Consider the following 12,065-nt stretch of genomic DNA (forward strand, 5'->3'; position numbering starts at 1 on the left):
CCTTCGACTCACTCTAAGACGATCGTCCAGTTAACTCTGACGATTCCGTCCTGCCGCGGCGTACTTTCTGCGAGAGTGTCGAACATGCGTGGAATCCTGGTAGCCGGTGTGTGTGCATTCGCGGCGGCCGTCTCGGCGCCTTCCGCCGGCGCCGAGACGACCGAGAACCAAGCTCGCTCGTTCTCCGAGACGACGTCCGTCGGGATCCACAATTCCTATGAGAAGGCGACGTTTCCCTACTTTGCGGATGCACTCGACTCGGGAGCGTCGTTGCTCGAGCTGGACCTGTGGACCAACGGCGGCGGTCCGAACTGGCGTGTGTCGCACATGAATCCGGTGGCAAGCGAGAGTAACTGCGTCGGAGCATCGAACGCCTCCGAGTTGCGAAGTGGCCCGCGAGATCAGGGACTCCGCGGATGTCTGGCAGATATGCGGGCGTGGCACGAGGCCAATCCCGAGCATCCGCCGGTGATGATCAAGTTGGAACTCAAGGACGGTTTCACCGCCGGGTACGGACGGGGGCCCGCGGATCTCGACGCCTTGATTCTCGGGACACTCGGAGACGCGGTTTTCACGCCGGGCGATCTGATGGGTGAGTCTTACTCGACCCCGGATGCCGCCGTCACCGAGCGTGGATGGCCGAGCACCTCCGAAATGACCGGGAAATTTCTGTTCGAGCTGATACCGGGAACGATCGAGGAGGGGAACCCTCTCGATACGGAATGGACGGACCGGCAGTATGCGACGCACCTGCGGGATCTGTCCTCCGCCGGGCTCGTCGAACTCGGCGCGGCCTTTCCTGCTGTTCACCGGGCGTCACCGGGAGACCCACGTCTCGACCGCTACACCGATCCGGGGATCCGTCCGTGGTTCGTGATTTTCGACGGTGACGCCCTCGACTACACCACGGGAGTTGTGGATCCGAGTTGGTACCACGAACGGGGTTACCTCCTCGTCATGACCGACGCGCACAAGGTCGCTCCGCAGATCGACGGTACCCACGCCTCGGAAGCCGAGGCGGGCGAGCGACTCGACCTGTTGGCCGGGCAGCACGCAAGTTACATCACCGCGGACTGGTCGAGGTTGCCGAACGTACTGTCCACCGTGGTGCCGCGTCGGTGATGTCCGCTGACAAGATCTGACGGGCGGCAATTCTCAGGAACAGGGTGCAGGATGGGTTCATGCGCACAGTCACGTGGAATCCCGAAGTCTACGGCCGCTATTCGGGGGAGCGGTCACGCCCGTTCGTCGACCTGGTGTCCCGGGTGGCCACCGAAGACCCGACTCGCGTAGCCGACCTGGGCTGCGGATCAGGCACTCTGACCGCGATGCTGGGGGAAAGATGGCCGGACGCGTCGGTATCCGGTTTCGACTCGTCTCCCGAAATGGTGGCGCAGGCCCCGGCAGACCTACCGGGAAACGTCACCGTCGAGTTGGGGGACATCATGTCGTTCGACGCCACAGGTTACGACGTCGTCGTCAGTAACGCTGCACTGCAGTGGGTTCCGAGCCATCGCGAGCTGATCGATCAGTGGGCGGACACCCTGGGGTCCGGGTCGTGGCTGGCGTGGCAGGTTCCGGGGAACTTCGATGCTCCGTCCCACTCGCTCATGCGGAACCTCGCGGAGTCCGCGGAGTGGAGTGAGCGACTGGGCGGCGTCTTGCGCGGTCCGGAAGGCGTTGACAGTCCAGTTGCGTACGCGCAGCGTCTCCAGGAACACGGATTCGACGTCGACGCTTGGGAAACAACGTACGTACACGTACTGGCAGGTGCCGACCCGGTGCTCGGATGGGTACGGGGGACGGGCTTGAGGCCGGTGCTCGACGTTCTCGGCGAAGCTGACGCGCCGGAGTTCGAGCGCCAGTATTCCGATCTGCTGCGTGAGGCGTATCCCGCAACAGCCGCCGGAACGCTGTTTCCGTTCCGGCGGGTGTTCTGCGTGGGACGCAAGCGGTAGATAGTCGGCCGGCTTGCGGTCAGCCGATCACTGCGCGGTGACGAAGCCTTCGGAGACCAGCCAGTCGCGAGCCACGTCTGCCGGCTCCTTGCCGTCGACGTCGACCTGCCGGTTGAGTTCGGTCATCACCTCGTTGGTCAGTCGCTCCGAGATCGGTGCCATGACTTCTGCTACCTGCGGATGTGCTTCCGCGAAGTCCTTTTTCATCACCAGTGCCGGATTGTATTTCGGGAAGAACTGGAGATCGTCGTCGAGCAGAACCAGGTCGAGAGCGATGATGCGGCCGTCGGTGGTGAACACTTCACCGAACTTGCACTGGTCGCTGTCGGCCGTCGCCTGGTAGATGATGCCGGTCTGCAGAATCTGTCGCTGGGCGCGCGACGCATCGAAGCCGTACTTGGCTGCCAGACCGGGATATCCGTCCTGACGGACGTTGAACTCGGTCTCGACGCACGTGACCGCAGCGCCGGGATCGGACTCGACCAACTTCGCGTAGTCGGAAACCGTCTTGACTCCGGTCTTCTCGGCTGTCTCCTTGCTCATCGCCAATGCATACGTATTGTTCATCGGCGCCGGATCCGTCCACACCATGTCGTTCGCAGCCAGATCAGCGTCACGGACCGCTTCGAACTGCGCCTGCGAGTCCGGGAGAGGAGTCTCGTTTCCGAGATAGTTGATCCACCCGGTTCCGGTGTATTCGTACGCAAGATCGATCTGCCCGTTCAACTGTGCGTCTCGGGTGCTGTTGGAGCCCTGGATGTTCGTGAGATCGCGAACATCCGCGCCTGCAGCGGACATCGCGAATTCGATGATGTATCCGAGCACGATCTGCTCGGTGAAGTCCTTGGAACCGACGGTCATCTTCACACCCTCGAGCTCCGGAACCGGCGCGATGCTGCCGGGGCCGACGGCCAGGGGCAGTGCGCCACCGGACTCGAGACCACACGAAGCGACAAGTGTGAGGCCGATCGTGGCAACGGCAAGTTTCCAGCCCCACGTTCTGGTGATCGAAGTCTTGGTCATCGTAATCCCTTGGGCCCGAGATAAGTTTCGGCGAGCGCGCCGAGCCAGTCGATCAGTAGGGCCAGCGACACCGCCAGTACCGCACCGACCACGAGGGTGACGTTGTCACGGAGCTTGTATCCGGTGTCGATCAGAATGCCCAGACCGCCGGCACTGACCAGGAAGCACAGCGTCGCCGTGCCGACCGCCAGAACGAGCGAAGTGCGAAGGCCCGCAAGAATGTACGGGACAGCCATCGGGAATTCGAGCTGGCGCAGCACGGTCAGAGAAGACATTCCCTGACCACGCCCGGCGTCGATGAGGGTCTTGTCCACCTGCTGATAGCCCAGAATCGTGTTGCGCAGCACGGGAAGCAGCGAATAGAAGGCGATCGGAAATACACCGATCCAGAAACCCGTTGTTCTGGTCGCGAGATAGAACAGCACGAGGAGGCCGATGGCCGGCGCCGCGGCTCCGATGTTGGCGATACCGACGAAGAACGGTGCCAAGCGGGTAAATCTCGGCCTGGTCAACAAGGTTCCGAGCGGAACAGCGATGGCGACGACGATGATGACCACTGCTGCGGTGATCAGCACGTGTTGCCACGTCAGCGTGACGATATTGTCGAGATTGATGCTGGCCTTCTGCGTCGCGTTGAGATCGCGAGTGAACGCCCAGGTCAACACGCCCGCAACCAGGATCAGAACGATGACCGGCTGAACGTACAGGCGCATCCGTTCCGCTCGGCGGGTGGCCGCATTTTCGGCGGCACCGAGATCGGGCGCATCAGTTTCCATTTCGGGAGCGGCGACGCGCTCTTCGGTCGGGGCACTCATATTCGACCCTCGACGTTCTCGGCGTCGGACTCCTCGTCGTGATCGTGGGCATGCTCCTCGCGCATCTCGGAGAGATGGCTCACGAGTGTGTCGATCGTGATGAGGCCGACGTACTCGCCGCGCCGTCCGGTGACCACAGTGGACGCATTGCTCTCGGCGAGAAGAGCTTCCAACGCATCCTGCAGGGTGGACTGGATGGACACGGCCTCACCGATCTCGTTGCCGACACCTCGGAGGCTCGACGCATGAGCGAGGTGGCCGGGTGAGACCCAGCGAAGCGGTCGCCCACGCTGATCGAGAATCAAGGCCCACTTCCACTTGCGCGCTGCCAGTGCGGTTCTCAAATCGTCGACCGAATCTGTTTCGCGCGCGGTGAGGCATTGCTTGAGCTTGATCTGACGCACCCGGGTCAATGTCAACTGCTTGAGTGATGCGTCGGCGCCGACGAAACCCGCGACCATGTCGTTGGCGGGATTGGCGAGAATAGCTTCGGGGGTGTCGTACTGCATAATGCTGGACTGGTTTCCCAGCACGGCAATTCGATCACCGAGCTTGACTGCCTCGTTGAAATCGTGGGTGACGAAGACGATGGTCTTACCCAACTCCGACTGCAGACGCATCAGTTCGTCCTGGAGCAGGCCGCGGGTGATGGGGTCGACCGCACCGAAAGGCTCGTCCATCAACAGAACCGGGGGATCGGCAGCGAGTGCTCGCGCCACGCCTACACGCTGTTGCTGGCCGCCGGAAAGCTGGCGCGGGTACCGGTCGCGATAGGTGTCCGGATCGAGACCGACGAGGTCGAGCATCTCGTCGGTCCGTGCCGCGATGCGTTTCTTGTCCCAACCGATGAGGCCGGGCACCGTCGCGACGTTCTTCGCAATGGTGAAGTGCGGGAACAAACCTGCCTGCTGAATCGAGTATCCGATGCCGCGGCGAAGCTTGTCCGGGTCGATGGACAGCGCGTCTTTGCCGTCGATGGTGATCTTGCCCGAGGTGGGTTCGATCAGACGGTTGATCATGCGCATCGTCGTCGTCTTGCCACAGCCCGAAGGTCCGACGAACACCACGATCTCACCGGCCGGAACAGTCAGTGAAACATTGTCCACCGCTGCTGCTTTCTGGCCCGGGTAACGCTTGGTCACGGATTCGAGAACGATCTCGACTCCGGATACCTTCTGGTCTGCGGATACGTCGGACGGAATGGTTTCGGTCATTGCAGCCCCTTCGAAGTAGTGAGACGGCCGATGACGACGTAGATTCCGTCGAGGATCAGGGCCAGAATGACGATGAGTACGGTGCCGACCAGCGCTTGCGGAACAGCATTGGGGCTACCGACCCGCGAGAGCCCGGAGAAGATCAGGTTTCCCAGACCGGGGCCCTTGGCGTACGCCGCGATGGCGAGGATGCCCATGAGCATCTGCGTACTGACCCGCATACCGGTGAGTATCGACGGCCACGCAATCGGCAGTTCGATTCGACTGAGTACGTGAAGGCGATTCATCCCCACACCGCGTGCTGCGTCCGTGATCGCCGGATTGACCGCGTCCAGGCCGATGATCGTGTTCCGAATGATCGGGAGCAGGGCATACAAGATCAATGCAGTGATCGTGGGGGCGACGCCGAGACCGAGTATCGGAATGAGCAGTCCGAGAAGGGCGAACGAAGGAACCGTCAGGATCGTGCTGGCCAAAGCTGTTGCCACGGACGAACCGACCGGGCTTCTGTAGACGAGAATTCCGATGATCACGGCGGCAATCGTCGCGATGATCACGGACTGGATAACTGCTGAAACATGTAGGTACGAGTCGGTCATCAATTGTTGTCGTCGTGCAACGACAAAATCCCATAGCGCGCCCATATTTCCGAACCCACTTTCTTCGGACTTCTGCTCGCAAGAACGTCTTCCCTCGACACCGACCGGCGCACAAGGGCTTTCCCCGCAGCCGTCGTCGGCCAAGGGGTTTGTCTCGACTGTCGTCCAAAAACTCGGATACTGCAACTAATTCCGATTGCAGCGTGTCGGATGTTGTTCTGGACGTGAGATTTTGCGAGACGCGGGTATGTACCCGCTGCGTGAGACGTTGAAACGTCCTGGAGACGACAAAGCGGGAGAGCTCCGAAGAACTCTCCCGCATTGCTTCATTTGTCCGAATTGGCCTCAGGCCCAGGTGAGCGCATCCTCATTTGAGAGTCGCGGCAGACGATCGAACCACGGGTTCTCGCCGGGATGGCCGATGTTGACCACCAGGATGGTCTTGAAGCGTCCGTCGGCGAAGAACTCGCCGTCGATGCCGTCGGCGTCGAACCCGGCCATCGGGCCGGCGACCAAACCCTGGGCCCGTATCGCGAGGATGAGGTAGCCGGCCTGCAGTGCGGCGTTGAACTTACTGCTCGATGTGGCGGCAGCGTCGTCGGACTCGAAGTAGTCCTTCATCTCCGGACGGATGGGGAACAGCGCCGGGATGTGCTCGTAGAACTTGGTGTCGACGGCAAGAACGGCAACGGCGGGAGCGGCCTCGGTCTTGGCCTTGTTGCCGTCTGCCATGTGCTCGATGAGGCGCGCTTTGCCTTCCTCGGTACGGACGAACAGCACTCGCAACGGATTGGTGTTTGCCGCCGTCGGTGCCCACTTCGCGAGCTCCCAGATTGCGGTGAGCTCGTCGTCGGTCACAGGTTCGTTCGAGAAGGAGTTGGCGGTGCGAGCCTCGGTGAAGAGGAGTTCGCGGCCAGCTTGGTCGAGTTGCTGGTCGGTGAATGGGGTGGCTGCGTCGAGAGACATCAGGGGGCTTCCGTTCGGTGGTAGCTCCACCGAACTTTGCCCGGTAAAGCTAGTTGCTAGTAAAAAAATAGTACCTACGGATACGTTAGCACTATGACTAGGATGGTGGGGTGGCAAGCAAGAGCGAAGCGGAGCACGAGCCCCGCGCATGTGACGGGGCGTTGGCCCGTGCGTTCGGCTTCCTGGGCAAACGATGGAACGGCGTCATTCTCGGCACGCTGCTGAACGGGCCGGCGGGATTCTCCGAACTCAAGCGAGCGGTCGGCGGGATCAGCGATTCGGTGCTCTCGGAACGCCTGACGGAGCTGGCCGGGGCAGGCCTGGTTACGAGGACCGTCGACGCAGGTCCGCCCATCGCCGTGGAGTACGAACTGACGGCCTCGGGGCAGGCGCTGCTTCCCGCTCTCAGTGAACTGACAACCTGGGCCGCCGAAAATCTGCCGCCCGAGAGTTGCCCGAACTGACCTATTGCGTGTGAACAGTCTTGTGAGATTCGTACCAGGTGTCACCTGCCGGTTCTCCCGCCAAGTTCCAACTCCACGAGACTGTCGGCGTGATGCGTGAATAGATTCCGGGGCCGACCATTCCTACCCTCTCGATCGGCTGTTCAGCGATCCCGTAGATCCTGATCCCGCGCGCGACAAACGGCTCGAATGACGGCATGTCGTCCATGACGAGGGCGACTTCGAGTTGCCCCGAACCGATATTGCGGAACTTCTTGGTGTTCAGGACGGCTTCGCCTACCCCGCCGATCCACAAATGGACCCCGTCGTACTCGAAAGCCAACGGCACGACATCGGGTTGACCGTCCGGTGAGACGGTGGCCACGCGTGCCAGTGGCTGCGACTGCAGGTAGGCGATTTCTTCGTCCGTGAATGACATCTATTTCTCCTTCCGCGCGACGAAACATGTACGCAACGTAGATGCAACGTATCCAAAACTAGTGTTTTGGATCACACAGTGTTCGTGGGGTCGAGAGGCATTTGGTCACGAATCTGTGGGCAGAACGGGTCCTGTTCGCTACCGGTGGTGGACGAGGACAAGGTTCCGCGGGTTGAGCACACAGCCCGCGGAACCGCCCCCATCAGGGCACCGGCTGACAGGAGTCCAGGTGTCCGTAGTTGCGGAAGTCTCTGCGATCGATTTCGCGGAAACTGAATTCGAATGGGCGCAGAGATCGGCGCTGATTCGTGAAGTCGGCCCACTCGTTCCGGGTCCCCCATCACTGGCGATGTGTCTGAGCGAGCCGACGCGCGGACTGGTCGACATCGCTTCACTGCTTCTCGCGGCCCCTTGGTTGCTTCGATCACCGCGTGGAGACGGGCACCCAGTCCTCGTTCTCCCCGGACTGCTGACATCGGACGTGTCGACTCTTGCCTTGAGGGCGTACCTGAGTTTCCTCGGATACCGCGTCCACGGCTGGAATCTGGGCGTCAACACCGGCCCGACGGCGATGGTGGTCGACGGATTGCCCGCCGCATTGGCCCAGGTGGCGGATCGGTACGAGCAGAAGGTGTCGGTCATCGGCTGGAGCTTGGGCGGTATCTACGCTCGTAAGTTGGCGAGGGACGTGCCGGATTCGGTGCGACAGGTGGTGACACTCGGAAGTCCTTTCGCTCTCACCAGTCTGGAGCAGACGAGAGTCGGATCGCTCTACGCTCGTTTGTCCGGGAAGCACGCCATACTGCCTCCGGTCGACGGCATCGAATCCGAACAGGGGCCGCCCATTTCGGTTCCTGCCACGTCGGTCTACTCCAGACACGACGGTATCGTTCCGTGGCAAGCATGTTGTGAAACCACGTCCGGACAATCGGAAAGCGTTGCGGTGCAAGGCAGTCACATGGGATTGACCCACAACCCGTCGGCGTTGTGGACGGTCGCCGACCGTCTGGCGCAGGACGTCGACAACTGGCAACCTTTTGCGGCACCGAAACGACTTCGGCGGCTGTTCCCGCGCTGAAGTCTGGGGCCGATGTGTGGGGGAGAACCCTGAGTGCGACGCGGGGACAGACTGGTACCTGGGTATGTATTGCGGCCGGAAAAGATGGGTCCATGGCCTGATGCGCGTGAGTGCCCCGCCGGCGGATAGTGGAGATCGACGCGGATAGTCCGCGAGATCTACTGAAGGGGCACCGAACATGACTTCGCCGATGAAGACCCGCAAACTCACTCGAGCGCGCTCAGGTGCAATGTTCGGCGGGGTCTGCGCCGGGATCGCACGATACTTCGGGTGGAAGTCGTCGACCGTCCGCCTGCTGTTCGTGCTCTCCTGTCTGCTGCCCGGCCCGCAGTTTCTGATCTACATCGTCATGTGGATTTTCATTCCTCGTGAGGAAATCTGATCGAACCGCTCAACGACGGCGGTCTTTCAGGCACTGTTTGGCCTCGTGCAGTTCTTCGGCACTGAGCGGGGGGAGGGGGAGCGGGTCACGGTGCAAGCCCTCGGTGCGTAGTCCGTCGAGCATCACCGAAAGGTACCGGCGCCACACAGTCGGGTTGACGGGCTGCGCAAATTCGGTGACGGCGCCCACCATGAAGATGAGGCCGAAAAGGTCGGTGACGACGGCGTCGGGGCGCAGCATCCCGGCGTCCTGGGCCCGGTAGAAGATCCTCTCGACCGACGGTTCGACGATGGACCGCTGGCATGCCAACTGCTCGCAACCCTCGTCGGTTCCGTTCATGACGTCTTTGAGTCCACGGTTGACCGACATACGGCTGCAGGCGAATTCGGCAAACGTGACAAGCCCGTCCCACGGATCCGGATTGCTCAGTGATGCCTCGGCGGCCGCCGCCATGTCGGCGAAGTTCTGCTGGAAGACTCCGTCGATCAGTTCTTCCTTGCTTGCGAACCGTCGATAGACGGTTCCGACGCCGACACCCGCGCGTCGGGCGACGTCGTCGAGTGTGACGTCGATCCCTTCTTCGGCGAACAATTCACGTGCGGCATCGATGATCAACTGCCGATTACGTGCAGCATCAGCGCGAAGCGGGCGCCCCATTGCGGTACTCATGTCCCCACTCTACCCGTCAAGTGGAGACAGCTTCTCCGTTTTGGTGTAGCGTTTTTGCTAACCGGAGAAGCCATCTCCGCATAGGTGGGGCGAGGGACTATGTCAGACATTGCTGAACGGACTGAATTCGAGCAGTCCTCAGCGCCTTCAGGGGACAACCACGCAAAGCGGTGGCTGGTTCTCGCGGTACTGGGAATTGCGCAGCTGATGGTGGTCTTGGATGCCACCATCGTCAACATCGCGCTGCCGGCTGCGCAGCGCTCTCTGGAGTTCGGTGATTCCGACCGCCAGTGGATCATCACGGCATACGCATTGGCGTTCGGCAGCTTGCTGCTACTCGGCGGTCGACTGAGCGACTTGTTCGGGCGCAGGCGAACTTTCATCGTCGGCCTGATCGGCTTCGCGGTCGCCTCCGCTATCGGTGGCGCAGCCGTCAACTTCGAAATGCTTGTTGCCGCTCGTGCGGGCCAGGGCGTCTTCGGTGCACTCCTTGCTCCGGCAGCGCTGTCTCTGCTGTCCGTGACCTTCACGGATCCGGGTGAGCGCGCAAAGGCTTTCGGTATCTTCGGTGCCGTTGCCGGCGGTGGCGGCGCTATCGGACTGTTGCTCGGCGGAGCGCTCACCGAGTGGGTCGACTGGCGCTGGTGCCTCTTCGTGAACCTCTTCTTCGCGGCAATCGCATTGGTCGGAGCAGTCCTGTTGCTCGCGCCGCACACCAGTGACTCGCGGCCCAAGCTCGACATCCCGGGAACGATCCTGGTGTCGATCAGCTTGTTCAGCATCGTCTTCGGTTTCTCGAAGGCCGAATCGGACGGCTGGAGTGCAACTCCTACCATCTCGTGGCTTGTTGCCGGCGTTGTATTCATGGCGGCATTCATCTACTGGCAGACCAAGTCCGAGCATCCGCTCCTGCCGTTGCGGGTGGTCCTCGACCGTATCCGGGCGGGCTCGTACCTGGCGATCTTCCTTTCCGGCGCAGGTATGTTCGCAGTCTTCCTGTTCCTGACGTACTACATGCAGCTGATCCTCGGGTACAGCCCGATCATGACCGGCCTCGCATTCATGCCGATGGTGTTCGGAATCGTGACGGCGGCAACGCTTTCGACAGCGGTCTTGCTCCCTCGCGTTGGTCCGCGAGTGCTGATCGTGAGCGGAATGGTCATCGCGGCGATCGGAATGACGCTGCTGGCCCAGATTTCCGTGGACAGCACCTATGCCGTCCACATCCTCCCGGGCCTCGTGGTCACCGGACTCGGTATGGGCAGCATCTTCGCGCCGTCCATGCAGGGCGCAACCTCCGGCGTGCATCACGAAGATGCGGGCGTCGCATCTGCCACCGTCAATACGATGCAGCAGGTGGGCGGCTCGATCGGTACCGCGTTGCTCAGCACGATTGCGGCTTCGGCTTCCACCAACTACCTGGTGGGCCGCGAGATGAATCCGCTCACTCAGGCACAGGCTGCCGTCGAGAGCTACACCACGACGTTCTATTGGGCAGCAGGTATTTTCGCGGTCGGAGCGGTCTTGACCGGACTGGTTCTGCGGAGTGGACTGCTTCCCGATTCGCCTGAAGGTGAGCCGGTAATCGCCCACTGACAGCAAATTTCGGGGTCGACGCCATTGCGGCGTCGACCCCGAAATCGAGTCAGCAGTTCTTATCGGGCGATGCCTGAAACCGATGAAGGACGTGATCGAGTTGTTCGGACGACAGCGCCGGGACGGGCAGTTCTCGATGGCCGGTGCGGGACGCGCAGAGTCCGTCGATCATGAACCCGAGGGCGCGGCGGTAAGCCTGAGGGGCCTCGTCGCCGCCGAACTTCTGGGCCATCTTGACGACCTGCATGAGAAGCGGAATGTCGTTGACTTCGAAGTCGCTCCGCAGGGTGCCCTGTTCCTTGGCACGATTGACGAGTGCCGCGGTGTGCTGAGCGATCCCGGCGCGCGCGCGAGCGAAGGTGTCGGACGCGAAGCGCCCGTCCATCAGGAGATCACCGAATCCGCGGTTGTCCGCCATGCGCAGGGAGATCACGTCGAGGAAGTAGACAAGGCCTTCCCAGGCGTCGGGCATCTCGCGGGCGGTGGCGGCGATCGTTTCGATCTCGGAGCACCGTGTGTCGAACAGGGCCTGGATCAGCTCGTCCTTGCTGGCGAACCGCCGATAGACAGTGCCGACGCCGACGCCCGCGTGTTTCGCCACATCGGCAAGAGTGGCGTCCAGTCCTTGGGCCGCGAACACCTCGCGGGCGGAGTTGAGAATCCGCTCGAGGTTGGCCTTGGCGTCGGACCGAAGGCGCGGCTGTGAGCAGTCGGCCGAGGTCCCCGCACGAGAAGCGTCGGGGTGGGTTGTCGGCATCCTCACAGTCTACGGCACTAAGCGGAATGATCGATTCCGTTAGTGCTATATTGCTAAGCGGAACGTGTGGTTCCGATTGTCCGTACGAGAGAAGCCGATATGAGCACGTCTGACATCTGGGTCGGG

At 61.8% G+C, this 12,065-nt stretch carries 14 protein-coding genes; 6 read left to right on the forward strand and 8 right to left on the reverse strand.

Annotation, left to right across the window (positions count from 1 at the left end; all coding sequences use genetic code 11):
• Window positions 1-84 precede the first annotated feature (84 nt).
• Window positions 85-1,122, forward strand: coding sequence for a phosphatidylinositol-specific phospholipase C domain-containing protein (locus tag ACFWAD_RS08390; RefSeq protein WP_378542749.1), 1,038 nt, complete (start codon window positions 85-87; stop codon window positions 1,120-1,122).
• Between the two features lie 59 nt (window positions 1,123-1,181).
• A complete protein-coding gene (locus ACFWAD_RS08395) occupies window positions 1,182-1,958 on the forward strand; it encodes a trans-aconitate 2-methyltransferase (RefSeq protein WP_378531839.1) in 777 nt (258 codons plus the stop codon).
• 27 nt (window positions 1,959-1,985) lie between these two features.
• Here the strand turns inward: ACFWAD_RS08395 and ACFWAD_RS08400 are convergent, their stop codons facing one another.
• From ACFWAD_RS08400 to ACFWAD_RS08420, 5 genes are all read right to left on the reverse strand, one after another.
• Window positions 1,986-2,981, reverse strand: coding sequence for a glycine betaine ABC transporter substrate-binding protein (locus tag ACFWAD_RS08400; RefSeq protein ID WP_378542751.1), 996 nt, complete (start codon window positions 2,979-2,981; stop codon window positions 1,986-1,988).
• Window positions 2,978-3,757 (reverse strand): ABC transporter permease, encoded by a 780-nt coding sequence (locus ACFWAD_RS08405; RefSeq protein ID WP_378532752.1) that lies wholly within the window; start codon window positions 3,755-3,757, stop codon window positions 2,978-2,980. The genes ACFWAD_RS08400 and ACFWAD_RS08405 overlap by 4 nt, the downstream gene beginning before the upstream one ends.
• A gap of 35 nt (window positions 3,758-3,792) precedes the next feature.
• Window positions 3,793-5,010 (reverse strand): ATP-binding cassette domain-containing protein, encoded by a 1,218-nt coding sequence (locus ACFWAD_RS08410; RefSeq protein ID WP_378531843.1) that lies wholly within the window; start codon window positions 5,008-5,010, stop codon window positions 3,793-3,795.
• On the reverse strand, window positions 5,007-5,654 hold the full coding sequence (locus ACFWAD_RS08415) for an ABC transporter permease (RefSeq protein WP_283302663.1): 648 nt from the start codon (window positions 5,652-5,654) through the stop codon (window positions 5,007-5,009). Before ACFWAD_RS08415 ends, ACFWAD_RS08410 begins: the two co-directional genes overlap by 4 nt.
• A gap of 300 nt (window positions 5,655-5,954) precedes the next feature.
• The gene (locus ACFWAD_RS08420; RefSeq protein WP_378542753.1) at window positions 5,955-6,575 is read right to left on the reverse strand and encodes a malonic semialdehyde reductase; all 621 of its coding nucleotides are present in this window, start codon (window positions 6,573-6,575) and stop codon (window positions 5,955-5,957) included.
• A 110-nt stretch (window positions 6,576-6,685) separates the two neighbouring features.
• Between ACFWAD_RS08420 and ACFWAD_RS08425 the strand changes: the two genes are divergently transcribed.
• Window positions 6,686-7,039, forward strand: coding sequence for a helix-turn-helix domain-containing protein (locus ACFWAD_RS08425; RefSeq protein WP_279164427.1), 354 nt, complete (start codon window positions 6,686-6,688; stop codon window positions 7,037-7,039).
• Window position 7,040: 1 nt separating this feature from the next.
• On the opposite strand, the gene ACFWAD_RS08430 is transcribed toward ACFWAD_RS08425, so the two are convergent.
• Window positions 7,041-7,457 (reverse strand): PPOX class F420-dependent oxidoreductase, encoded by a 417-nt coding sequence (locus ACFWAD_RS08430; protein WP_378531848.1) that lies wholly within the window; start codon window positions 7,455-7,457, stop codon window positions 7,041-7,043.
• 229 nt (window positions 7,458-7,686) lie between these two features.
• On the opposite strand from ACFWAD_RS08430, the gene ACFWAD_RS08435 reads away from it, so the two are divergent.
• A complete protein-coding gene (locus tag ACFWAD_RS08435) occupies window positions 7,687-8,535 on the forward strand; it encodes an alpha/beta hydrolase (RefSeq protein ID WP_378542755.1) in 849 nt (282 codons plus the stop codon).
• A gap of 178 nt (window positions 8,536-8,713) precedes the next feature.
• Window positions 8,714-8,917, forward strand: coding sequence for a PspC domain-containing protein (locus tag ACFWAD_RS08440; protein ID WP_378531852.1), 204 nt, complete (start codon window positions 8,714-8,716; stop codon window positions 8,915-8,917).
• Between the two features lie 9 nt (window positions 8,918-8,926).
• Here ACFWAD_RS08440 and ACFWAD_RS08445 read toward each other — a convergent pair whose 3' ends face one another.
• A complete protein-coding gene (locus ACFWAD_RS08445; protein WP_378531854.1) occupies window positions 8,927-9,586 on the reverse strand; it encodes a TetR/AcrR family transcriptional regulator in 660 nt (219 codons plus the stop codon).
• Window positions 9,587-9,685: 99 nt separating this feature from the next.
• On the opposite strand from ACFWAD_RS08445, the gene ACFWAD_RS08450 reads away from it, so the two are divergent.
• Complete coding sequence (locus tag ACFWAD_RS08450) at window positions 9,686-11,182, forward strand: MFS transporter (protein ID WP_003940566.1); 1,497 nt, start codon at window positions 9,686-9,688, stop codon at window positions 11,180-11,182.
• A 49-nt stretch (window positions 11,183-11,231) separates the two neighbouring features.
• On the opposite strand, the gene ACFWAD_RS08455 is transcribed toward ACFWAD_RS08450, so the two are convergent.
• Window positions 11,232-11,939 carry a TetR/AcrR family transcriptional regulator gene (locus ACFWAD_RS08455; protein ID WP_378542757.1) on the reverse strand — a complete coding sequence of 236 codons (708 nt, stop codon included), beginning with the start codon at window positions 11,937-11,939 and terminating at the stop codon, window positions 11,232-11,234.
• Between the last annotated feature and the right edge of the window lie 126 nt (window positions 11,940-12,065).

This window comes from Rhodococcus sp. NPDC059969 (genome assembly GCF_042738325.1).
Lineage (GTDB): Bacteria > Actinomycetota > Actinomycetes > Mycobacteriales > Mycobacteriaceae > Rhodococcus_F.

Coding starts and splice junctions, on each gene's coding strand:
- ACFWAD_RS08400 (WP_378542751.1), bottom strand. CDS start 2,981: ATGACCAAGACTTCGATCACCAGAACGTGGGGCTGGAAACTTGCCGTT.
- ACFWAD_RS08455 (WP_378542757.1), bottom strand. CDS start 11,939: ATGCCGACAACCCACCCCGACGCTTCTCGTGCGGGGACCTCGGCCGAC.
- ACFWAD_RS08430 (WP_378531848.1), bottom strand. CDS start 7,457: ATGTCATTCACGGACGAAGAAATCGCCTACCTGCAGTCGCAGCCACTG.
- ACFWAD_RS08450 (WP_003940566.1), top strand. CDS start 9,686: ATGTCAGACATTGCTGAACGGACTGAATTCGAGCAGTCCTCAGCGCCT.
- ACFWAD_RS08440 (WP_378531852.1), top strand. CDS start 8,714: ATGACTTCGCCGATGAAGACCCGCAAACTCACTCGAGCGCGCTCAGGT.
- ACFWAD_RS08405 (WP_378532752.1), bottom strand. CDS start 3,757: ATGGAAACTGATGCGCCCGATCTCGGTGCCGCCGAAAATGCGGCCACC.
- ACFWAD_RS08420 (WP_378542753.1), bottom strand. CDS start 6,575: ATGTCTCTCGACGCAGCCACCCCATTCACCGACCAGCAACTCGACCAA.
- ACFWAD_RS08390 (WP_378542749.1), top strand. CDS start 85: ATGCGTGGAATCCTGGTAGCCGGTGTGTGTGCATTCGCGGCGGCCGTC.
- ACFWAD_RS08410 (WP_378531843.1), bottom strand. CDS start 5,010: ATGACCGAAACCATTCCGTCCGACGTATCCGCAGACCAGAAGGTATCC.
- ACFWAD_RS08395 (WP_378531839.1), top strand. CDS start 1,182: ATGCGCACAGTCACGTGGAATCCCGAAGTCTACGGCCGCTATTCGGGG.
- ACFWAD_RS08415 (WP_283302663.1), bottom strand. CDS start 5,654: ATGGGCGCGCTATGGGATTTTGTCGTTGCACGACGACAACAATTGATG.
- ACFWAD_RS08445 (WP_378531854.1), bottom strand. CDS start 9,586: ATGAGTACCGCAATGGGGCGCCCGCTTCGCGCTGATGCTGCACGTAAT.